This is a genomic window from Sporosarcina cascadiensis (assembly GCF_009650995.1).
Taxonomy (GTDB): Bacteria; Bacillota; Bacilli; order Bacillales_A; family Planococcaceae; genus Sporosarcina; species Sporosarcina cascadiensis.
Map to the genome: position 1 here is coordinate 1 of NZ_WHVV01000002.1, position 22,953 is coordinate 22,953.

Genomic DNA, 22,953 nt, shown 5'->3' on the forward strand with positions numbered 1-22,953 from the left:
AATACTTATCCATAGTGATCCTGTATATTTTCTATATAGCTGCAAAGCAACCCCAAAAGTTAACAGCAATATAAAGTAATCTATAGTTACTGCAAATGGCTCATTAAAGATTATTGAATTCAATACCATCACCGCAATTGGCACACAAATAAAGATGAGCGGTTGCAAAATCAACGAGATGATAAAGCGAAACTTCTTATGCAATTCTTCAAATATCATTCCGCGAATAAAAACTTCTTCTGGAAATGCCTCATACATAAATGCTGTCACTGTATTGATTAAAATGGCAATTATAATACTCGGTGTCAAGTTAAATCTGACATTTTCAATGCCGCCAAATAAATAAGCTGTTAAAATTCCTGACACGAGTAAAATAAAAGGTAACGCGATACCAACAATCATCTTTGATGAGAATTTAACACTTTTCAAGCCGATGTTTTTGAACAACTCAGGGTCTTTCTCTTTGAGTATATAAAGTACACAAAGAGTTAACCCAGTAAAAATCACTCCTTGCAGAAGCATGCCTATTTGTCGATCCATGCCTTGCGTCCTTATCAAATATTGTCCGAAATTACCCGAAACAAAGAGAAATAATGATACAAGTACAAAGTATAAAAGTAACCGACTAATACTGAATTTTGACGTGTCCATTTGAGCCCTCCCCGTATGTCTATAAGTATTCTCAAACCATGCTTCGACAATCTCAAAGTATTTCTTTTGCTTTATAAATCCTTAGTGACAGTCCCCACGATAGGAGATAGAAAATAAACGAACTAGCGGCCAGCATACCCCAGAACAAGCCTATACTACTGGGTGTTATGACTGAAGAGCGAATCAAATAATCATATGAATAGTAAAGACCATAGACACCTGCAATGACCGATAAAATATATAGAATCACGAATGTGAATATAGATTTCTTCTCTGCTAATTTATAGACCAATGGAAAAAATAGGCTGGCGGAAATTGTCATCACTACAAAACTGCCGATCACTTCTTCCCATGTGGACATAAGAGATGGAGGAGAAGTAAATATAGTGCTCGGTATAAACGTAATCAATAAAACTACCGCTGCCACGATCGAGATATTAACGAGCAAGCTATAATACCGTGCGCTTACGATTTCCTTACGAGTAAAAGGCAGGGTGTTCCAAAGTCTGTGGCCATTTGCCAGTTCATCATAATAAAAAGTGTTCATTATAATGATGGCACTTATGAGAGCAATGACAAAAATAATATCCTTATTGAAACTCATAAAGAAGACAAGCATCGCGAAATAGAGCAGCCACGATAGTTTATGGATAGCCAAGTCTTTTTTAATTAATAGCAACATCACAATGTCCTCCTTCCATGTAATACATGATTTCTCCAAGGCTTGCCTTTTCTATTATAGTTTCTGCTTCAAAAATCTCTTCTACTGCTTTACGATTGGATGCGAGCCCTTCAAAACTGCTAGCTGTTTTTTTAATGGAAAGGAAAAACTTCTCGATATCGCTGTCAAGCAAGTCTAACCCGCCGCGTACGACAACATAATTGTCTTGTATGTCATGTATTTCTTTTGAAAAGATAATATTTCCTTGTCGAACATACGTAATATAGTCTGCAATTGAAGATAGATCACTCATGATATGGGTGGACAATACGATGGATTTTTCTCCGTCTAGCATGATGTCCTGTAAGATGTCCAGGATTTCTCTTCTGAAAACAGGATCAAGTCCTGCTGTTGGTTCATCCATAATAAATAATTCCGCGTGATGGGAAAGGGCAATAGCTAGTGTCGCTTTAATCTTCATCCCTTTCGAAAAAGTTTTCAACTTCTGTTTTAGCGGAAGCTTAAACATATCGCAATACTGGTAGAATAGCGCATCTTCCCAACGTGTGTAACAGGGAGCGATCAGCTTTTTCTGAGCCAACAACGTCAGCTCGTCATAAAGTACATCCTTACTGAATACGAAACCAATGCGATCCTTAATGCTTTTTTCATGTTGAGTATATTCTTCTCCAAAAATACGGACCATTCCCGAATCAGGTTGCATCAGGTTTAATATCATTTTAATCATCGTCGATTTACCTGCGCCATTTGATCCAATAATACCTGTGACAAATCCCTTTTTTATCTTCAGAGAAACATCTGATACACGAAAGCGATCATATGATTTGGTTACGTTTTCCAACTCAATAACATGCTCCATTTTTATCTACTCCTCGTATAGAATCGTTAGTAACTCTTCCAATTCCTTTAGTGACAATCCGATCTCCTTGCTGTTCGCGATAGCCTCTGTCAGCATTTCCTCTACTGCAGTGAACTTTCTCTCTTTAATCAGGTCGATATTTTGCTCTGCGACAAAAGAGCCTTTTCCAATGATGGAATAGATATATCGTTCTTTTTCTAGTTCTTCATAAGCACGTTTTGTCGTTATTACGCTAATATGCAAATCCTTTGCCAACTGTCGCATGGAAGGAAGTGAATCACCTTCTTGCAATTCACCGGATAGAATTTTCTTCTTTATCTGGTCTTTAATTTGATTATAGAGAGGCTCTTTAGAAGTGTTGGAAATCAAAATTTGCACGTCGGTTCTCCTTTCTATATAAATATTCAACTTTTAACTAATGTACATATACATTATATACACAGCGCGCATGAAGTCAATGAATAGTTTCATTTTGCTTTTCATCGGGGGGGTGGAGCATAAGATAAGGAGCAATCAGTTACTGAGAGTATAAAAAGCTTTTTGAATCAGCCTCTAGAAAAAGTACTGTTTTGTACGCTGCCTAGCTAGCTTAAGAATATTTTTACAAACTTTTAATTGTGTGAGGACCTGGTACCTAATAAATAGAGCCATTAAATATGGTATTTACTGATCGTACCAATGAAAAGTCCTAAATTGTCGAATAATGCTGTTGTACAATAGGGAAATATGAAAATTCATTGACTGTCATAGAAAAATAGTAAATAATGAAGAGAAACTAAACTTTTTTATCATTATACAATAATAGGTATTTCAGATTACCTTGTAGAGCATATTTCCCTTTTGTCACGGGTTTTGGGAGGTGGGCGGATTGTTTACACCACCAGACTACCAGCAATACACAGAAGTAGCAGGGACTTATTCGTTGAACGTGATCCTGCTCTCCTTTCTCATCCTCGGCTTTGCTTCCTATACGACGATTGCGCTCTATGACCGCATGCAGCAGGCGAGTTTCTTCAGGCGGGAAGTGTGGCTTGTGTTCGCTTCGCTGGCGCTTGGTTTCGGCATCTGGGCGACGCATTTCGTGTCGATGAACTCGCTGCTGTTTCCGATTGAAATGCATGTCGATTATCCAATCAGTTTTCTTTCGCTGCTTCCTGCGATCATTGCTTCCTTCCTGGCTTTCCAGCTCGTACAGGGACCGATGAAACCCTGCTGGCGACATGCAACCGGCGCGGCGCTGCTTGCAGAGGGAATGACGGCCATGCATATCATCGGCATGGAATCGATGAAGATGGACGCCATCTATCGTTTTGATTGGAAGTTGATGGTGGCTGCGAATATTATCGGCGGCTTGTTTGCCTATTTCACGCTGTGTTTGATCAGCAACCCGAATCGCTCCAAGGCGAATCGAAGGCTTGCGGTGTTCTTCCTGACGATCGGTCCTGCCATGATGCATTATATCGGGCTGTTCAGCATGACGTATTTTGTGGAAATCGGACAGCCGCTGGCGGATGAGTCGATCTCCCATATGCATTTCCTGAATGCCGTCATTGGCATCGGGGTCGGTCTGTTGCTGTCAGGTATGCTGCTGACGACATATATTGATGGGTATGTGGACCATTGGCTGAAGTATTTTGATGTATTGACGAAGTTGCCGAACCGGCGGAATTGGGAACGCCAGTTGTCGGATGAAACAGCGGTCGGTGATTTGGCCATCTGGAATTTCCCGGATCTGCAGCGGGTCAATCAGCTCTACGGATACGAAGCGGGGGACAAAATCCTTCAGCAAATCGGGGAGCTGTTGGCAAAATGGAAACCGAAGTTCGCGCAGTTGTATCGGGTCAGCGGAAATCGCTACTTATTCTATGTTACACAGGCCGGCCGTTCCGCTGACTTCTACAAAAGCTTGGTCATCATCCAGCGCGAAATCGATCAGCTGCTGCCCATCAAAAGGCAGGAGATGCGCTATACCTGCGCCCTATCGAAAGCGGATCAGCGTAAAACGAAGAAGCAGCTGTACAAAGAAGCGCTGATGGTCGTTGAGCAGGCATCCATGACTCGTAATTGGGGCTTGATCACATTCGACCCTGCTGTTTATGGCACGTCCTATGAACAGGAAGTGCTGCGCGACATTTCGAAAGCGATGGATGAAAAGCATCTGTACCTGGCCTATCAGCCGAAAATTGCGGGCCGGACGGAATCATTCATTGGCGTAGAAGCCCTGCTCAGATGGGACCATCCGGAAATCGGTCCGATCTCACCCGCTGTCTTCGTACCGTTTCTTGAGCAGGACGGCCGGATGGGTGAGGTGACGGATTGGATTATCCGCGAAGTGTGCAGGCAAATCCATCATTGGGACAGGCAAGGGGTCGATGTGCCGCAGGTAGCGATTAATATTCCGGGCGAATATATGACGGAGCCGCATTTGCTTGATGTCCTATGGAAAGAAACGAATTCCTACAGCATCGACCCGGGCCGTATCGAACTGGAGATTACGGAGACGAGCACAGCTAAATCGATTGCGCTCGCGACGGCTGCGACGAAACGTTTCAAGCGCTACGGGTTTGCGGTGGCTCTCGATGATTTCGGGACCGGCGTCTCTTCGCTGTCCTATCTGCAGCAGCTGCCGATCACGACACTGAAGATTGACAAGTCGTTCACGGATGTTGTGCCGGCCTCGCCGAAAGAGTGTGCGGTGCTGAACGCCATCCTCGCAATCGGACTGTCGATGGAACTGCAGATCATCATCGAAGGCGTGGAAACGAAAGAGCAGGTCGATTTCTTGCTGGACCTTCAGCCGGACTTGATATTCCAAGGTTTCTACTATGCAAGACCGATGGCCAGTGAACAGCTGATCGAGTGGATCGCAAAAGCGCAGGAATCCCGCGGGCTGGTGAAAATCGACAAATCATGAGATAAATGAAACAGTTGCCAGATTTCTCTTTATTGTCATAGATTGATTGGTTGTCTGTATGGTATAGTAGTCCTATAGCATCAAATGAATTTTGCTACTATGAATTTTGAATAGATAGATAGACCATATCGTCTGAGAGGGTGGAAGAAGTTGGCGAACGATTCAGGTATTTTATTGGAAAGCGGTACGAATGAGCTGGAGATTGTCGGGTTTGAAATGGGAGGCAATCGTTACGGGATCAACGTCATCAAAGTGAAAGAAATCATCATGCCGTTACCGATTACGCCGATTCCCCATGCGCATTTTGCAGTGGAAGGAATCATTCAGTTACGCGGCGAAGTACTGCCGGTTGTGAGTATGGAAAAAATCTTAGGGATGGCGCCTTCAGCGAATCCACAGGATGAAAAATATATTGTGGCTTCATTCAATAAACAGACGGTCGTCTTCAAAGTGCATAACGTCACGCAGATTCACCGGATTTCCTGGAACCAGATCGAGAAGCCTTCAGGGATTTACGCGGCAGAAAATTCCCAAGTCATCGGCGTCATCAAATTGGACGGCGAAATGCTGCTGCTGCTGGATTTCGAGAAAATCATCTTGGATATCAATCCGGAAGGCGGCATCAATGTCGAGCAAGTGAAGAAACTCGGTAAGCGCGAGCGTTCCGATAAGCGCCTGCTAATCGCGGAAGATTCCCCTTTATTGCGTAAGTTATTGAATGATACGCTGACGGAAGCGGGCTACGGCAATCTGGATTTCTACGAGAACGGCAAAGATGCGTATGATTATCTGGAAAGTATTGCGGATCAGGGCATCGACGTCCAGAAGGAAGTGCAGCTCGTCATCACGGATATCGAAATGCCGCAGATGGACGGCCACCACTTCACGAAGCGAATCCGTGAAAATTCGAAACTTGCGGAGCTGCCGATCATTATTTTCTCCTCGCTCATCACAGATGACCTGAAGCATAAAGGTCTCAGCGTCGGGGCGGACGATCAGGTAAGCAAGCCGGAAATCGCGGAGCTTGTGCTGAAGATTGATAAGTTTATATTGTAAGATGAAAACGCCCATGCATGCCGTAACGAGTTCGGAACATGGGGAGAAAACAGTAAATAGTATACTAATTGGGGACGCAATTCGCATTTGAATTGGTGTCCCCATTTTTGTTGTTGTATCAACGTTAGGGCTTCCGCTTCAAAAGAATGGGCATATTCATTAGCAAGGCGATTCGTAGCACCGCATAATAATTATGTGCCATTGCGAATTATGTGACTAATAAGTATGTTGATTGGTGAACGGAAAGTTATTTCAGAAATAACTGAGAACATGGAAGAGTGTCGATGGTTTGCAGTAATATAGAGAGATAAGAAGTTGGTTTATTCAACAAACGGGCAAATGATTCTGGGGGTGTGGAAATGAAAGGAATAATGGGATTATACGTTATTTTAATTGCAATATATTTTGGGAACCTAACAAATATCACATTGTTTAATGCCGAATGGAACGGTATAGCGATGTGGCTTAGTACAGGGTTATTTATAGCAGGCACAGCTTATTATTTAATGAGCCGAGAGTCCATTAAGAAAAAATAGCGATTACTGCAATCGGGCCAGATTATTGAAGAATAATCACAAGGAAATATAAACAGCTTATAGAGTACTTATTGAGAATATTATTTAAAATATGGCATAAAAACTGGAAGGTGAAGAAGTGAAAGAAAATAAAAAAATGCTCATATACATAACTATTCCATTAATCTATGGATTTGTATCTAACACCTTTATGCTAATAATACCTCCACTTTTGAGCCAAATTGTCTTTGGGGTCTTTTGGTTTTGGGTAGGTATGAAGTTTTCTTGTTTAAGTGGTCACAAAGTTAAACGTTTCTTTATTGGTAATAGTATTTGGTTACTTTCATTTTTATTATATTTATGGCAATTTGTACTTTTACATGATGAAAGTAGAAACATATTTTTAGCAGGTATTAGTCAATATTACATGCTACCATTTATTTGGTCGGGTATTAAATTGTCATTATTGTTTACAGGTATAATTAATGGAACAACCATAACGATTATTTCATATCTTTCAATGTTATTGGTATTTACGGTTGGTTTTATAGTAGGAAAGATAAAAGTGTGATGGAGGTTGTGAAAAAATGTACTTCAATTAATGGGCGCTTTTACGACATAAAGAAGGGTCGATTATTCAATAACGAGTTATTTTCTAAAAAGGGATTGTATATGTTTGCAGTTTTTCACTCTATTCTATCTGATAAGGTGATAGAATAGAATAAGCAGCTACATATCAGCGGATGGGCGGTTGGCACTCCCTTGTGAAAGGGGGTGTTTACATGGTGACATATGACGCAATGAACATGCTATTCCAATTCGGAATGTTCCTCGCAGCAATGGCAACAGCGATTGTGGCGATGATTGCTCTATTCATCAACAGAAAAAAGTAACCACCCTCCGCTTTCCGACCAAGTTAGCAGGGTAGTTACTCTTTTGTAAAGACTCTAGTTGTATTGGCCGACCGCACTTCAAGCGGATGTCAGCTGCGTTGACTGGGTGTTCACGCACCCGGTCTTCTTTAATATATCTTCACTTTACCACAATTATGCTGAAAAATACACTTGTTTAACCATTATAAGTTATTGTTCCTTGCCATTAGTGAGTAATCTAGGATCGGGCACGATTTTCGAATAAATCTCAATAGATTATGGCAAGAAAAAACGCAACGACAACACTGTGCGTTTTTTAATGCAATTTATCCTGTTAATTATGATGCGAATCGTATGCTGATTAGGATAGAAATTGATGTGCGTTTTAGAATTCTCTCCCCATCAACCCAACCCGCTAATCCATTCCGGGTTGGTGTTTTTTATTTGTTAGAAAAATGATTAACATAATGGATATCACCATGTTAGAATGATGAGAAGGATTGGAATATTCAGTTTTCCGAATTTTCTTTCGGGAAATATGGGAGGTGGCTGTACGCAGTATGACGGCTAAAATTAAGGAGTACGTACATGCGGGTATCATGGGAATCATCATTATAGCAGTGCTGTTCATTTTTGATTTGCCTAAAACGTCTATTATTACTCTCATTATCGTGATCCTGTTAATCATGGCCATGCAGGTGCTGTTTCCCCGCAAGAAGAAAGTGGGGAAGAAAAGGGAAGTCATTACCAATATCGTGCACTTTACGGTGTTTTGTCTGGTAATTTATGTGTTTGATCTGCCGCTGATGTTATATGCCGTGATGGCGATTTTATTCATTTCGAATATTTTACTGTCATTGTGGCTGGTTGAAGAATAGGTTTTAATTTCTGTTGGAAAATTGATGGAGGCGATGGTAATGGCGACAATAGAAGACTTTTTACAGCTGGATATGCGTGTAGGAACTGTGGTGAAAGCGGAACCGTTCCCTGAAGCGCGGAAGCCGGCAATTAAATTGGAGATTGATTTTGGCGAAATAGGCATCAAACAATCCTCCGCTCAAATTACGAAACGATATGTGCCTGAAGAACTAATCGGGACGCAAGTAGTTGCGGTGGTGAATTTTCCGCCGAGACGGATTGCGGGGTTCAAATCGGAAGTGTTGGTGTTCGGCGGTGTGCCGGGGGAAGATGACGTGGTGCTGTTGAGACCGGATCAGCCGTTGGAAAATGGGACACCGGTTGCTTAAATGAAAAAGGATAAAAATCACAGAGAGAAGTGATCGAATGAAGCAGCAGATCAATGAGTACGGCCAGCCGGTCGGAGAGGGGCTGACAGACTGGAAACAAAGAGAGTTCCCCGGTGATATGCACTATATAGGAAAGTATGCGATCATCACGAGATTGACCTCCGCGCATACAAAAGAGCTATATGAAGTATATACAAATTCCGACCCTGCCAATTGGACCTATTTATCCGACGGGCCGCCTCAGGAGTATGCGGCATTCGAACAGAATATCTTATCGAAGATCGCAAGTGCAACCAATGTTTTTTATGCAGTTTTGGATAAAGAGACAAACAAGCCGCTCGGTATCTTCAGTTTGATGCAGATCGATCAGGCGAACGGCGTCATCGAAGTCGGAAGCGTGAATTTCTCGGATGCGCTGCGGAGAACGAGGATCTCGACGGAAGCACATGTTTTATTGGCATCGTATGTATTTGACGAATTACAATACCGGCGCTATGAGTGGAAATGCGATTCCCTGAATGCTCCTTCCATCCGGACTGCGAAACGGCTCGGTTTTACCTATGAAGGGACGTTCCGGCATGCCGTGATCTATAAGGGGCGCTCGCGGGATACGGCCTGGTTTTCCATGCTGCAGGAGGAATGGCCGGAGCGGAAGCGGGCGTTCGACAGGTGGCTGGCGGAGGAGAACTTTGATGAGGACGGAATGCAAGTGGAGCAGCTGGAAGTGTTCGGGTATGGGGAAAGAGGATAAGTAATGAGAAGGCAGGAACAGCGACTTCACGTACACGCTTGGTTGTGGGGCATAAATAGTAATCCACTCTTTCTATCAAAAAAGCGTTTTCCCATAAGAGGGGAAACGCTTTTTTGAATTAGCCTATTTAGCTCATTTTTCATAAAATTAATTCTTCACCAAATTTTTTTTAGCCAGTGCTTCTTCACCAGCTTTTAAAACTTCGATAATCTTGTCGATATCATAGACGCTGCCTTTCCATGTGCCGCCGCTTACATTCTGCAGGGCAGCCCACAGACGGGTGTCGTCAGGAAGGCCGGCAGCAGGTGCTATATCAGGATTTTGGGTCCGGCCTTCGAGAACTGCCGCGCCTTCTTCAGGGGTCAGCTCAGATTCGCCGGTCCCCAGGAAGTGAAGATGGCCTTCCAGTTTTAAGGAGTCAATGCGGATTTCGATGATATCACCGTCACGCAGTTTGCCGATTGGTCCGCCAGCCAGTCCTTCCGGCCCGATATGGCCGATGCAGGCGCCGGTCGAAACGCCGGAGAAACGAGCGTCGGTCAATAGCGTGACATATTTGCCGTAAGATAAATGCTTAAGGGCGGACGTCAGTTGATACGTTTCTTCCATCCCCGTGCCAAGCGGTCCGCAGCCTGAAACAACCATGATATCGCCTTTTTGGATATCGCCGTTTTTAATGGCGGCAATCGCTTTTCGTTCGCTTGAAAATACTTTAGCAATATTTTTATGATAATATATTCCGTTTTCATCAATTACTTCAGGATCAATGGAAGTCGATTTGATAATTGAACCTTCTGGAGCAATATTGCCAACCGGGAAAGTGATTGTTGAACTCATGCCGCGTGCCTTTGCCTGCTGCGGATTCATAATGACTTCTTCCGGCTGAATGCCGTCGGCTTCGATTAGACGCTGTTTCATCTTCACTCTGCGCTCTGATTTTTCCCACCATACCAAGTTCTCGCCGAGCGTTTTGCCGGTGACGGTCATGACAGTCAAGTCAAGCAGGCCAAGATCTCTTAAATGAAGCATAACTTCCGGAACTCCGCCTGCGAGATATGCACGGATAGTTGGATGGTAATCCGGCCCATTCGGTAGAACACTGACAAGCCGAGGAGTTTCCCGGTTGACTTGAATCCAGTCCTCGACAGTAGGAATGGTGAGTTTTGCTGCATGCGCAATTGCCGGAATATGCAATAGCAGATTCGTTGACCCGCCAAAAGCAGCATGAACGACCATGGCGTTGCGGATCGATGCATCGGTGAGGATATCTTTTGTCGTAATTCCTGTGTTCTCCATGTAAATTACAGCTCGAGCTGATTGTCTCGCCATTTCTTTCCAGATTTCCTGGCCGGATGGAGCTAAGGCGGCATGAGGAACAGATAATCCCATCGCTTCGCTGACAACTTGTGCAGTTGCAGCAGTGCCTAAAAATTGGCAACCACCGCCTGAAGTGGCACAAGCTCGACAGCCAAGTTCAGATGCTTCTTTAAGAGTCAGTTCGTTATTGGAATAACGGGCACCAATCGTTTGGATTTTTCCGGCATCCTCACCGAAAAGCGGTGGCAGAGTAACACCGCCCGGAATGATGACGGTCGGCAGGTCATGCATTGCAGAAAGAGCCAGCATCATGGCTGGCAAACCCTTGTCACAAGTAGCAATGCCAATAACGGCTTTCCGTGTCGGCAGTGAGCGGATCAGCCGACGATAGACGATCGCCGCGTCATTGCGGTAAGGAAAAGAATCAAACATGCCGTCCGTCCCTTGGGATCGGCCGTCGCAAGGATCACTGACATAAGCCGCAAAGGGCATGCCATTCGCTTTTGTCACTTCACGCGCAGCTTCCTTCATCAGTAAATCCACTTCCCAATGTCCGGTATGGTAGCCAAGCGCAATCGGATCGCCGTTGCTGTCTTTCATTCCCCCTTGTGTACTCAAAAGTAAAACTTCCTTGCCAAGCAGCTTCTCCGGCTTCCAGCCCATTCCAACATTCTGCGACAAACCGAACAAATCGCCGCTTGGTGAAGTGCGCAGCATTTTATCCGTCAAAGGTAAACTTCCCTGCGCACCGAGGGCAGTCGTTTTAATATCATACATATCAACGGTCGGTGTCTGTAATAAGTCATCTAGGGATAAATTCATTAATATCTCTCCTCTTTTGAAGCGCTTACAAATTTTGTGTAAGCACGAATTGATTAGTAATATTTAAAGTAAATCCTTTCTGGGAAAAGAAATAGAATGCAGAAAGCCTTTCCATCGCGCAGTTTATTAAATTAATTCATTTAGTAGAACACATGTATAATCCAACGGTTGATGAGTCAGGCGATTAAAATCATTTGTTGAATTTATTTTATACATAGCTTTAATCTAGAATATAAAACCAGGTCCTACTATTACGAACATATTAAACCACATTTCTCCAAAAAACAAGCGTATTTAATGAATAAAATGCGGCGCTGAAAAGTGGTAATGTGTGCGCCGTGCAAAAAATGGCCTTGATTTTCTCAAGCACTATGCTCCAAATTACAAGACATCTGAAAGAGGTGCAGAAGGGCCTGGAATGCCGGTTGAAATAGCAAAAGTTCTATATTGATGATAAGATTTGGTATAGGGATTTATCCATTCTTTACGTGAGAGATAAACCACAATAAGTGCAAAGAAAAGGATGAGTTATATGCCAATTATACAATCAGTAGAACGGGCGCTTGGGATTTTGGATTTATTCGATGAGTATGATAAAGAACTGAAATTGACAGAAATAACAAAGCGGATGAATCTTCATAAAAGCACAGTCCATTCTCTGCTGAAGACACTGCAGAAGCACCATTATATTGAACAGAACAATGAAAATGGCAAGTATTATTTAGGAATGAAATTGTTTGAAAGAGGCCATTATGTTATCCAAAATTTAGACCTGCGAGCATTAGCGAGGGAATCTTTGCTTACTCTCGCTAAAGTCTCAGGGAGAACAATTCACCTTGTTATTTTAGATGGCAGAGAAGGAATATATATCGATAAGGTTGAAAATCCAAACGCCGCTATTTTATATTCTAGAATTGGCAGAAGAGTTCCGATTCATAGCAGCGGAGCCGGTAAAGCCCTTGTGGCATTCAAAGAGCCTGCTGAGCTGGAAAAAATACTGGATGGCTACGAGTATACTAAGCAGACAAAAAATACCTTAACCGATAAAGAAACTTTTTTACAAGAATTGAAGACGATTAAAGAACAAGGATATGCGATAGATAATGAAGAAAATGAACCCGGGGTATGCTGTGTGGCTTTGCCAATCCGAGATTATACAGGGCAGGTAATAGCGGCGATCAGTAGTTCAACTGCTGCAAACCATTTGACAAATGAAGAATTGGAGAAGATTATTGAAAGCTCAAAAACAACTGCCGACGAGTTGTCCAGAAAATTGGGATATGATTTTCATTCTATACTGATTAACTGATTATCATATTCCTTTTTTTTATTTAAAAAAGGAATACGGTAATTCATTTCAGAGGGAGAGGGAACTAATATATTGCGGACACACAAAGGCTAGTTGATATGTAAGTTGAACTATTGGCAAAACTTCGCGTTGCTCAGGGGTAATATGAAAAATCTTATGTTCCACTGAATAGGGTTGATCATATGCTTTGAATCGATTTCCCTCTCAAATTACCACTCTTTTACAATATTAGATAAATATTTGGTTATACATACCTAAAAATAAAAAAGTTTTATTAGAATGTTCTAAATAAATTGAAATATTTTTTAGTAGAGTTTATAATCATCATATATTAGTAGAAAAATCATTTATAATGTTAAATTCTTTGACTTCATGAAAGCGATTACATAATTTTATTCAAAGGTTTCCAATTTATTTGGGAAGATTAGGGAGAAATTGCAGACTCCTAAGGCTTCTAATTTTTTAGCGCATTAACAGAACGGGGTTCTATAATGTAGAACAAAGACAGACTACATAATTTTCCGTTAACCATATTGGTTAACTGTATATATTATTTCACCAAGGGAGCGATCGGCGTAAGGATTGCAGAAACTTGGGAAAGGCTGGGAAAAGGTACGGCAAAAGGTGTCGAATTGTCGGTTATATAGTTTAAATTTCATCTAGAAATTTTGACTTTATTTAAACTAGAGGGGGTTATGGAGACGGGACAGAAAATCGAAATACATTTTTCAGAGAAAGGGTGCATGTGTGCAAAGAAGTAAACGGTATGTTGATGTCCTTGATGAAATCATCAGATTAAGTTATTGCCTCAATAGGAATTGATCAGTAAATACCGACTTACCCTAAAAAACGAAGAAATGAAAGGGATGAATTTTATTGAAAAGAAAAGTTAAAAATCTATTAACGTATTTTATAGCTCTGGTTTTTACTATGGTTTTGTTGACCGATACCGCTTTGTCCGGAATGAGGGCTTCAGCCGCAGAGAATGCCAATGCTTCCTCACAAGAGGTTGTACCGTTAAAAGAAGTCTACAAAGACCATTTTAAGATTGGTAATGTGATCAATCCGGCTGACTTAAACAATGCAGCGAAGTATGACTTTATAAAGTTCCACTATAACGCGCTTACTCCTGAAAACGCTACGAAGCCGGACTCGGTATGGCCTAATGCAAGTGGCCAACCGAATTTCACATCAGCTGACAACATGTTAGCCAAAGTGAATGCCGATGGTTTCTATACAATAGGACATGCGCTCGCATGGCATAATCAGTCGGCCGGCTGGCCACCGAAAGACCTGAATCATGAAGAGGCAAAAGATAGCTTGGAAAGGTATATTTCGACAGTCGCCGGGCACTTTAATGAAAATAATAAATTCGACGCCTGGGATGTAGTTAACGAAGCATTCAGAGATAATCCAGAAAATCCGACCGACTGGCGGAACGCGCTTCGCTCCGGCATCAATCCGATGGAACGGCCGTCCAGATGGTTTGAAGCTTACGCTAACGGCGGAAATGGATGGGATTATATGTATGATTCCTTCGTATTTGCACGTGAGGCTGCCCCGGATTCAACTCTGTATTATAATGACTTTAACGACGAAGAACTCCCTAACAAAGCAATCGCGATTGCCTCAATGGTCAAGGAGCTCAACGCGAAATACGCAAAAGAACACCCCGAGGCAAACGGCAGAAAATTGATCGAAGGCATCGGGATACAGGGACATTACAACACACGACTTAATGTAGATAATTTGGAGGAAGTTTTAAAAATCTATAGCGAAACGGGGAGTGAGATTAGCGTAACTGAACTTGACGTACAACTCAACGGCACAACAGCCAATATTCTCCCTGCCGAAGCGGAATTGAAAGAGCAGGCGACGGTGTACGCCAAGCTGTTCATGCTATATAAGAAGTATTCCGATTCTATAGAACGTGTTACATTCTGGGGTGTCGCCGATAACAACAGCTGGCGTGCATCAGGTCACCCACAGCCATTCGACTCTAATCGTGCACCAAAAGAAGCATATTGGGCAATAATAAATCCGGAGGCCTATCTTGGACTCGAAAAGTCGCCTCCAAAGCTCACATCGTTTGACTTCGGCGGTGAAGAGTTCAACGTCGCAGATAAAACAGAATTTGATGTTAACGTGCCAAAGGACGTGTCAAATATTGATTTCACTGCAGCGAACGTAGCATACGATTATCCAAAAGATAATGTTGTCGTCAGTGTTGCGCTCAGCCCTGAAAATGGCGAAGTGAAAGCTGGGGAGCCAGCCGTGGCGACGGTAAAAATAGCCTGGAAGGAATCCTCGGATATATCGACGACGTATACAATAAACTTTGGACATATGAGCGCCGAGTGGGAGAAAGACCAAAACTATCCGGATACGGGCTACCGTTCATCCGTCAATATCCGCTTCAGCGATGGTAAAACGGAACCCAAACTATTTCAGTCGTTTACTACTGCGGACAACGGTAAATTGGCAACGCTCAACAGCAAAGAATTTAAGGCTTTGCCAAAACATACAAGCGGAACGCTCACGATCAATACTGACAATAATATAAAAGCGGATTATTTGAAAACAGTAACGTTGAAGAAATCGGTGTGGGATCAAAACTGGAAACCGATTGCTCCGACACGTGTTACAGATTTAAGTAAGCCGGAAAATTATTATAAACTGGCCAAAACGATTGAATCCGGTAAAACTTATATCGTTGTTCCCGTTAACTCTGGCCAGGCTTTAACCAATAAGAACGAAGCAGCCGTCAACCCGTCAGGAAAACGAGGGTTTGCGGGTACTCCTGTCACCATAGAGGACGATATTATTGTAGAGCCGAAGCTGATCCAGGACAATATGAGATTTATCTTTAATGAAAGAACCAGTCCTGATCCGGGACAATACACAAGTGCGAATGGATATACTGGCTACACAATGTTAAGTCTGGTTCACGGCGGCCTTGTCGCCCCTGGTATCATGTATCGGGATTTGGGCAGCGACGATACGCTTGCTTTACGCTCGGATGCAACGATTGCAAACAGTTCATTAGATCAAGCGGTATGGTTTAACACGGGAATCGATCCCAAGACAGGCCAGACGACCATATTCTCACATACTGGATCCAGTGATCTCACTTATGCACTGTACGGAAACGAGTATGGTTTCGTCACAAAGAAAGTCGATTCACTGGAGGACGATCCAGCACTTCGTGTGAAGTTGTATGAGTTTGTATCTAATTATTTAGACGAAGACATTGCGAGTCTGGGCACAGAAATTTCTCCGGCAGAGATGATTGTGAATGACCGCGACGCTAATATTCCAATCAAGGCGGATGTCCCGGACGGTTCCAAAGCAGTATTGGTTAAGGACGGGGCTTCAGTAGCTTCTGCAACATTTGCAAACGGCCAGGCAATAATCTCTGTTAAAGCCGGCGATGTTAATGGAGAAGCGAATTATGCTGTTGTTGTCTATCATGGTTCCAAAATACTTGGCGCCAAAATACTTCAAGCAGTGACTGTCGACAGTGCGACACCGTCGGCTGCGGTAGAGAAGCTCAAGGGCAATCAGAACAGACTGACAGTTAGCGTTACAGAACGATATTCCGATGGTTCCACAAAGAAGGCTTTCACTGAAGAGGTACTTATCAGCAACAACGCTGCAGGTGTCTATCAAGTGGGTCCATATAAAGTGTATGTGGATACCAAAGGAAATGACAAAATTCGTGAATGCTATATTGTGAAGTAATAATTAGCAATTTACCTTGATTGTTCACGCACCAATATAAAATCCCACTCAAAAGCATCCAGATCGGCTTTGAGTGGGATTCTTTTGTTCACCCTGAATGATGAAAAAAGAATCCGTTTCTGATAGCATGATTGCGACCAAATAAAACATAAGTTGAAAATACTATAAGAGATTGAACTGCTTAAAAAGTTATGCGAGAACGGAGATGAAGCCATGACCAATTATATTTGTTCTGTATGCAATCAAGTCTATCTAATTGAAGAAACCCGTTGGAAATGCGAGTGCAGCGGAGTTTTGGATTTGTTGAAACCGGAGACGGGTTCGGAAAGAGTTCATTGGACCGATCAGCCGTCGATGTGGCGCTATGTCTCTTCCATGGGGGCCGGTGAGGAACTGGTGGGCTGGCCGTCCGTTACTCTCGGCGAAGGACAGACGCCTTTGCTTGTATTCGATGAAGAAGTGCCGGATACATTTGTGAAAATGGAATATATGATGCCGACGCTTTCATTCAAAGACCGGGGTGCTGCGGTATTGGTCACTTTGGCGAAACAGCTGGGTGTCAGGAAGATGATCGCGGACAGCAGCGGGAATGCGGGGACGGCGATCGCTGCGTATGCGGCACGTGCCGGGATTGCCTGTGATGTCTATGTGAGTGCACATACTTCTCCTAAGAAACTGGCGCAGATTAAAGCGCACGGCGCGGAAGTCAGAGCCATTGAAGGCACGAGGGAAGAAGTGGCCGCGGCGGCGCAGTCAGCTGTTTTGGAAGAGCAGGTTTTTTATGCGAGCCATGTGTATAATCCGTATTTTTATGAAGGGGCGAAAACATACGCCTTCGAGATTTTCGAGCAGCTGCAGAAAGCGCCTGATACCGTACTGGTTCCTGTTGGGAACGGAACATTGGTGCTCGGTGTGTATTACGGTTTCAAAGAACTTTTGGAAACCAATAAAATTGGCCGGATGCCGAAGATCGTAGCCATCCAGGCTGAAAGATGCGCACCGCTTGCGAAAGCATTTGCCAATCAGGAACCGATCGCAAAGCCGGTTGTAAATGAAGGGACTTTGGCAGAGGGAATCGCCATCGCGGCGCCGGCCAGATCGAAACAGGTGCTGGAAGCGATTCGCGAAACCGGGGGAATGATTCTTACGGTCGGCGAGGAAGCGATACTGGAAGCCCGCGATACTCTTGCGAAGAGAGGGTTTTATGTAGAAGTTACTTCAGCTATTAATTATGCCGGATATATGGGGTATGCGAAGGCGAAAGATGAAGTGGTCGTCATTCCTTTGTGCGGTGCGGGGATTAAGTCGGATTAGAAATCGTTACTTCTGAAATAGTGAATTTTAATTGAGTATACGAGGTAATGCTAGTTTTCGAAGCGGATGAAATGAAAGAAAAAGTATGGATTGATGGTATAAAGCATAAACGAGAAGATGTTTATTGGAAAAAAGGCAAGTAGTTACTGAGAGATGCCTTTAGAAAGCGGGATGGTCCAAGCTGGCCGTCTATCGAAATAAAATAGTGTGAAAAGCCTGTTTCCCTGATTGCGCTGCGATCTTCGAGGCAGGTTTTTATTTGTTATCATACAATCTGGGGAAATTGAACCTATTTCCATCGGGGCCTCGTCTAATGGCTGAACGGGCAGAAAGGGGGCAAGGGATTGGACAGGGAAGAAAAAGATTTCGTCCTGGAGAAAGTGATGGTCGAATACGGTGACGAACTGGTGCGGCTGGCCTACTCCTATGTGAAGGACGCTGATACAGCGAAAGATATGGTACAGAATACGTTCATCAAATGTTATGACCACTTGGATGGATTCCGATATGATGCTCAAATGAAAACATGGCTCTACCGCATTACGATCAATGAATGCAAGGATTATCTGAAAAGCTGGAGCTATCGAATGATCCAGGTGAAAATTATGATCCAGTCAACTGCAAAGTCCGTGTCACCTTCAGTTGAAAAAACGGTGATGGACCACTACGACCGCGCAGCCTTGAAGGAAACGGTCTTTTCGCTTCCGAAAATGTATCGGGAAGTGGTGTATCTCTATTATTATGAATCGCTGAAGACAGAAGAAATAGCTGATGTGCTGGACCTTCCGTTGAATACGGTGAAAACACGGATAAGACGGGCAAAGCAGAGATTGAAGCTGAAGATTGAGGAGGCTGGACTGAATGGAAGATAAGCGGATGAAAGCCTGGTCTGATCCCGAATTACGGTTTACAAAGGCGGACCGCGATCAGGTATTTAAAAAGATTCAGAGAGTGGATGGAGCAGGCGGTCGAGAGAAGAAACAGAGCATGTTCTTTACGGGCCTTGTTCCGCTGACGGTTTCATTGGTTGTCGTAAGTATCTGTCTGATTCTATTCCTTCCATCGCTGCTTCAATGGAATGTTGCGGACCAGGCTGCGGTTTCTATGAAAGATCAAACAGCCCTGACCGGTGCGGCTGCGGGGAATCAAGACGTGACGACGGTGTTGTTTTCGATAAAAGACGAGGAGGACAGAGTGCCTGTCAATCTTTTATTTGCGTATCATCCAGATGGGGGAAAGTTGAAAGTATTATCGATTCCCCGGGATACGTATGCCTCGATCCAGCGTAAAAATGAAGCCGCTTCTTTTGATAAGTTGACGTTTGCTTATGCTGATGGCGACGGGGCTGAAGGTATTAGGGCGACGGTGTCCGGCTTGTTAAATCTGCCGGTCGATTATTATGCGGTCATGGAGATGGAGGACTTTTCGATGATGATCGAATCTGTGGGCGGGATCGATTACGATCTGCAGGGAGATTTGCGGGTAAGGGCGATCTCCCAGGCTTCATTCGAATTTCACAAGGGGGCAAATCAATTGAACGGGGAAGAGTTCCTGGCGTTAGTGATGGATGCTACGGTCGGGAATAGCCTGGGTGATGAGAAATTTCTGCAACTCATGTCGAAAATGATCACGAAGATGGCAGATGGAGTTGCACTGGCACAGTTCAAAACGGAAGGGAATATTCCTGCTGATGAAATCCTGGTTGACCCATTGAAGATTCATTCCATACAAACGGTATCCATGCTTGATGGGATACAGGATACTACCAAAGGCGGGAAATACTATATAGCGTTTGAGGAGGACTTTTTACAAACAGTTTCGGAGGAGCTAACTGTATTTAAGTGAAAAACGGGCAAATAAACACGTTCAGGAAACTGACCGTGTTTATTTGCCGTATGATCAGGCTGCCAAAGTCTCTGACCACTCCGAAAAGCCCATGAACTTCCTCAAAACATTCCACACCTCAGTCAATCCGCCTCCGCCCATACGGAAAAAGTCCTGTTTTCTGCTGCAATCAGACAGCGGTACAGGCGCCCCTCTTGTAATCTGCTAAAATAAGAGAAAAACGTATACAGACAGGTGAGGACATATGACAGAGCGTATTTTGATCGTAGAAGATGAAGAGAGCATCGCGCGTGTATTGCAGCTAGAGCTGGAATTTGAGAAGTATGAGACGGGTGTTGCGCATACCGGGACGGACGGATTGATTCTGTTCCGGGAAGAGAAATGGGATTTGGTGCTGCTGGATCTCATGCTGCCCGGGCTGAACGGGCTTGATGTGCTGCGCAGGATCCGTTCCCATGACGAGCATACGCCTGTCCTTTTATTGACGGCAAAGAATGATGTCGAGGATAAGGTGAAGGGGCTGGATCTCGGGGCGAATGATTATATTACGAAGCCTTTTGAAATTGAGGAGCTGCTGGCGAGAATCCGTACGGCGCTGCGCATTGCGGGGCATGAGCCCGGGGAAGCTGCGGATCCGGATTTGCTGGTGTTGGGCGATTTGTCGCTGCATCAGCTGTCGCGTGAAGTGCACCGGGGAGAGCAGTCGGTCGAACTGACGCCGCGGGAATTTGATTTGCTGCAGCATCTGCTGAAACATCCGAATCAAGTCCTGTCGCGTGAGCAGCTGCTGGATGCGGTGTGGGGTTATGATTATTTTGGAGATACGAATGTGGTCGATGTCTATATCCGCTATGTGCGCAAGAAGATTGACGGCGGTGAGGCATCGCTGATCCATACAGTGCGCGGGGTCGGCTATGTGCTGAAGGAGCCGGTGCATGAAGCTTAAGACGAAGATCCATCTGTTTTCGACGGTGCTGATGCTGTTCATCCTGGCGCTCAGCAATAGCGGGATTTATGTGATCTTTAAGCAGCTGGCCTATACGACCGAATATCAGCAGCTGATCCATCGTTCGAAGGAGCTGACGGAAGGCCTGAGCCGCGTGCATGATGAAGAGGAAGTCAGCGATGTGCTGCGGACGTACATCAATCCGGAAAGTATGCTGCGGGTAACGGATGAAGAAGGGAAAGAGATCAAGACGCTGGTTTCGACAAAAGAGCTCGAGAATTATGAGCTGTCGTTTGATGAGGATGACTATTCGATCGGCCAGGTCAATGGCGCGGCGGTGATGATGACGAAAGTACCGGTGATCTGGCTGGACGGGGACGTCGCCTATATCGAGATTGCCCAGATTTTGCGGGACTCGAGCCGCAGCCTTCATTTACTGAAATTCATCCTGCTCGGGGTGACGCTGCTGGCGATGATTCCGATTACGCTGTCGAGCATGACGCTCGGTAAAGTGGTGACGCAGCCGATCTTTAAGCTGATTGCGACGATGCGCGCGAGCAGGAAATCGGGAAAATATGAGAAGCTGGCGGCATTGGACGGCAAAGACGAGCTGGCGGAGATGAGCCAGACATTCAACGAAATGATGGAGCAGCTCGAGCAGAACTATCAAAAGCAAGAGAAGTTCGTGTCGAATGCTTCCCATGAGCTGAAGACGCCGCTGACCATTATGGAAGGATATGGGCGCTTGCTGAAACGGCAGGGCTTCGACAACAAGCAGGTTGCGGACGAAGCACTGACGGCGATTCTCAATGAAACGGCGCGGATGAAAGAGCTGATCGAGCAGATGCTGCAGATGGCGAAAAGCAAGGATCCTCTGGCCTTCACGTTTGCGCAGGCGGATGTGACGCAGATTGTCAAAGAGACGGTGGAGCCGTTGCGTGTCGCTTCGGGACGGACCATTACGTTCGCGGATCCGGGCAGGCTGCCGGTTTCAACGGACGAAAAGCGGCTGAAGCAGCTGCTGTTTATTTTATTGGATAATGCGAGAAAATACAGTGACGGGGAAATTCAGGTGCGTGCCTGGCAGGAAGAGCGGGCGGTCGTGATGGAAGTACAGGATCATGGAGAAGGAATTGACGCACAGCATCTGCCTCATCTATTTGACCGATTTTATCGGGTGCAGGAAGACCGTGCCCGCAAAACAGGCGGTACCGGACTTGGTCTTGCGATTGCGAAAGATCTGGCGAACGGGATCCGGGCGGAACTGCAGGTGGAAAGTGTGCGCGGAGACGGGACGACTATGCGGATCACGCTGCCTCGCTGATTCTCAGGGAATTCTAATGATTGCGGAATATAATGGAAGGAAATGAGGTGACGGATGATGAGTTGGTGGAAGAAGCCGTGGATGCTGCCGCTTTTATTGGCGGTGGTCATTGTGATGGGAAGCAACTGGTATATCAAGCAGATCATGCATCAGGACGCTGTGCCGAAAGAGGAAGTGAAGTCGCGTCTGGAGTCGATGTATCAGGGGTCGGTCGAGCAGCTGACAGAAGGGGCTGACGGCTATGAGGCGGAGATACGCAGGAACGGCGCGTTATACAGTGCGACGGTCGACCATAAGACGGGCAAGGTATTGGCGCTGACTTTATTGAGTGAAGCGGAACCGGAAGTGGCGGTGAAACCTGAACCTGAAGCAGAAAAGGCCGAGCCTGCTGGTGATGTTGCACCTGTGGAGAAACCTGCCGCGGTGCCATTGCCGAAATCGGAAGAACAGCCGAAACCTGCACCTGCGCCTGAACCTGCACCAAAGCCTGCAGAAAAACCGGTTGCGAAGCCACAGCCAAAACCAGCGCCGGCACCAGCACCAGCACCAAAACAGTCCGTGCTGCTGACATCGCAGCAAGCTGCAAATATTGCACTGAGGCAGTTGAACGCCAAGGTTCCTGTGGAAGTGGATGACATTGATTTCGTTGAGACACAGCAGGGCGGCTATTATTTAGTGGAGCTGGAGCTGGATACCGACGCCGATCTGGATGAGGTGGTCTATCAGATTCATGCGATCTCAGGCAAGGTCATGTCGGTGGAGTGGGATGACTAGGAATGGGAAATTCC

21 protein-coding genes are annotated in these 22,953 nt (G+C 44.8%); 16 read left to right on the plus strand and 5 right to left on the minus strand.

What is annotated here, in order from left to right:
- The 4 genes from GDZ68_RS02330 to GDZ68_RS02345 form a co-directional block, all read right to left on the minus strand.
- The coding region (locus GDZ68_RS02330; RefSeq protein WP_194841031.1) for a CPBP family glutamic-type intramembrane protease at nucleotides 1–540 on the minus strand (540 nt) is incomplete at its 3' end.
- A 163-nt stretch (nucleotides 541–703) separates the two neighbouring features.
- The gene (locus tag GDZ68_RS02335) at nucleotides 704–1,333 is read right to left on the minus strand and encodes an ABC-2 transporter permease (protein WP_153720682.1); all 630 of its coding nucleotides are present in this window, start codon (nucleotides 1,331–1,333) and stop codon (nucleotides 704–706) included.
- On the minus strand, nucleotides 1,317–2,192 hold the full coding sequence (locus GDZ68_RS02340) for an ABC transporter ATP-binding protein (RefSeq protein WP_153720683.1): 876 nt from the start codon (nucleotides 2,190–2,192) through the stop codon (nucleotides 1,317–1,319). Before GDZ68_RS02340 ends, GDZ68_RS02335 begins: the two co-directional genes overlap by 17 nt.
- Nucleotides 2,193–2,198: 6 nt before the next feature.
- The gene (locus GDZ68_RS02345) at nucleotides 2,199–2,570 is read right to left on the minus strand and encodes a GntR family transcriptional regulator (protein WP_153720684.1); all 372 of its coding nucleotides are present in this window, start codon (nucleotides 2,568–2,570) and stop codon (nucleotides 2,199–2,201) included.
- A gap of 490 nt (nucleotides 2,571–3,060) precedes the next feature.
- On the opposite strand from GDZ68_RS02345, the gene GDZ68_RS02350 reads away from it, so the two are divergent.
- The 8 genes from GDZ68_RS02350 (at nucleotide 3,061) to GDZ68_RS02375 (ending at nucleotide 9,547) form a co-directional block, all read left to right on the plus strand.
- Nucleotides 3,061–5,106, plus strand: coding sequence for a sensor domain-containing diguanylate cyclase (locus GDZ68_RS02350; protein WP_153720685.1), 2,046 nt, complete (start codon nucleotides 3,061–3,063; stop codon nucleotides 5,104–5,106).
- A gap of 150 nt (nucleotides 5,107–5,256) precedes the next feature.
- Complete coding sequence (locus tag GDZ68_RS02355) at nucleotides 5,257–6,162, plus strand: chemotaxis protein (protein ID WP_153720686.1); 906 nt, start codon at nucleotides 5,257–5,259, stop codon at nucleotides 6,160–6,162.
- Between the two features lie 359 nt (nucleotides 6,163–6,521).
- On the plus strand, nucleotides 6,522–6,698 hold the full coding sequence (locus GDZ68_RS18040) for a hypothetical protein (RefSeq protein ID WP_194841032.1): 177 nt from the start codon (nucleotides 6,522–6,524) through the stop codon (nucleotides 6,696–6,698).
- Nucleotides 6,699–6,816: 118 nt separating this feature from the next.
- Nucleotides 6,817–7,248 carry a hypothetical protein gene (locus GDZ68_RS02360; RefSeq protein ID WP_153720687.1) on the plus strand — a complete coding sequence of 144 codons (432 nt, stop codon included), beginning with the start codon at nucleotides 6,817–6,819 and terminating at the stop codon, nucleotides 7,246–7,248.
- A 211-nt stretch (nucleotides 7,249–7,459) separates the two neighbouring features.
- Nucleotides 7,460–7,570 (plus strand): putative holin-like toxin, encoded by a 111-nt coding sequence (locus GDZ68_RS18150; protein ID WP_228550975.1) that lies wholly within the window; start codon nucleotides 7,460–7,462, stop codon nucleotides 7,568–7,570.
- A 539-nt stretch (nucleotides 7,571–8,109) separates the two neighbouring features.
- A complete protein-coding gene (locus GDZ68_RS02365) occupies nucleotides 8,110–8,427 on the plus strand; it encodes a hypothetical protein (RefSeq protein WP_153720688.1) in 318 nt (105 codons plus the stop codon).
- Nucleotides 8,428–8,466: 39 nt separating this feature from the next.
- Complete coding sequence (gene csaA, locus GDZ68_RS02370) at nucleotides 8,467–8,796, plus strand: chaperone CsaA (RefSeq protein ID WP_153720689.1); 330 nt, start codon at nucleotides 8,467–8,469, stop codon at nucleotides 8,794–8,796.
- A 37-nt stretch (nucleotides 8,797–8,833) separates the two neighbouring features.
- Nucleotides 8,834–9,547: a GNAT family N-acetyltransferase gene (locus GDZ68_RS02375; protein WP_153720690.1), complete on the plus strand. Its 714-nt coding sequence runs from the start codon at nucleotides 8,834–8,836 to the stop codon at nucleotides 9,545–9,547.
- A 147-nt stretch (nucleotides 9,548–9,694) separates the two neighbouring features.
- Here GDZ68_RS02375 and GDZ68_RS02380 read toward each other — a convergent pair whose 3' ends face one another.
- Nucleotides 9,695–11,686: a YjhG/YagF family D-xylonate dehydratase gene (locus tag GDZ68_RS02380; protein ID WP_153720691.1), complete on the minus strand. Its 1,992-nt coding sequence runs from the start codon at nucleotides 11,684–11,686 to the stop codon at nucleotides 9,695–9,697.
- Nucleotides 11,687–12,218: 532 nt separating this feature from the next.
- On the opposite strand from GDZ68_RS02380, the gene GDZ68_RS02385 reads away from it, so the two are divergent.
- The 8 genes from GDZ68_RS02385 to GDZ68_RS02420 all read left to right on the plus strand — a co-directional run bounded on the left by GDZ68_RS02385 (nucleotide 12,219) and on the right by GDZ68_RS02420 (nucleotide 22,939).
- Nucleotides 12,219–12,995 (plus strand): IclR family transcriptional regulator, encoded by a 777-nt coding sequence (locus tag GDZ68_RS02385; protein WP_153720692.1) that lies wholly within the window; start codon nucleotides 12,219–12,221, stop codon nucleotides 12,993–12,995.
- Between the two features lie 876 nt (nucleotides 12,996–13,871).
- Nucleotides 13,872–16,736 carry an endo-1,4-beta-xylanase gene (locus GDZ68_RS02390; protein WP_153720693.1) on the plus strand — a complete coding sequence of 955 codons (2,865 nt, stop codon included), beginning with the start codon at nucleotides 13,872–13,874 and terminating at the stop codon, nucleotides 16,734–16,736.
- A gap of 213 nt (nucleotides 16,737–16,949) precedes the next feature.
- The gene (locus GDZ68_RS02395; protein WP_153720694.1) at nucleotides 16,950–18,050 is read left to right on the plus strand and encodes a threonine synthase; all 1,101 of its coding nucleotides are present in this window, start codon (nucleotides 16,950–16,952) and stop codon (nucleotides 18,048–18,050) included.
- Between the two features lie 344 nt (nucleotides 18,051–18,394).
- Nucleotides 18,395–18,922, plus strand: a complete 528-nt coding sequence (locus tag GDZ68_RS02400) for a sigma-70 family RNA polymerase sigma factor (RefSeq protein WP_153720695.1) — start codon at nucleotides 18,395–18,397, stop codon at nucleotides 18,920–18,922.
- Complete coding sequence (locus GDZ68_RS02405; protein ID WP_153720696.1) at nucleotides 18,912–19,895, plus strand: LCP family protein; 984 nt, start codon at nucleotides 18,912–18,914, stop codon at nucleotides 19,893–19,895. Before GDZ68_RS02400 ends, GDZ68_RS02405 begins: the two co-directional genes overlap by 11 nt.
- Nucleotides 19,896–20,139: 244 nt before the next feature.
- The gene (locus GDZ68_RS02410) at nucleotides 20,140–20,841 is read left to right on the plus strand and encodes a response regulator transcription factor (protein WP_153720697.1); all 702 of its coding nucleotides are present in this window, start codon (nucleotides 20,140–20,142) and stop codon (nucleotides 20,839–20,841) included.
- Nucleotides 20,831–22,165 carry a HAMP domain-containing sensor histidine kinase gene (locus GDZ68_RS02415; protein WP_153720698.1) on the plus strand — a complete coding sequence of 445 codons (1,335 nt, stop codon included), beginning with the start codon at nucleotides 20,831–20,833 and terminating at the stop codon, nucleotides 22,163–22,165. The genes GDZ68_RS02410 and GDZ68_RS02415 overlap by 11 nt, the downstream gene beginning before the upstream one ends.
- 54 nt (nucleotides 22,166–22,219) lie before the next feature.
- The gene (locus GDZ68_RS02420; protein ID WP_153720699.1) at nucleotides 22,220–22,939 is read left to right on the plus strand and encodes a PepSY domain-containing protein; all 720 of its coding nucleotides are present in this window, start codon (nucleotides 22,220–22,222) and stop codon (nucleotides 22,937–22,939) included.
- The last annotated feature ends 14 nt before the right edge of the window (nucleotides 22,940–22,953 follow it).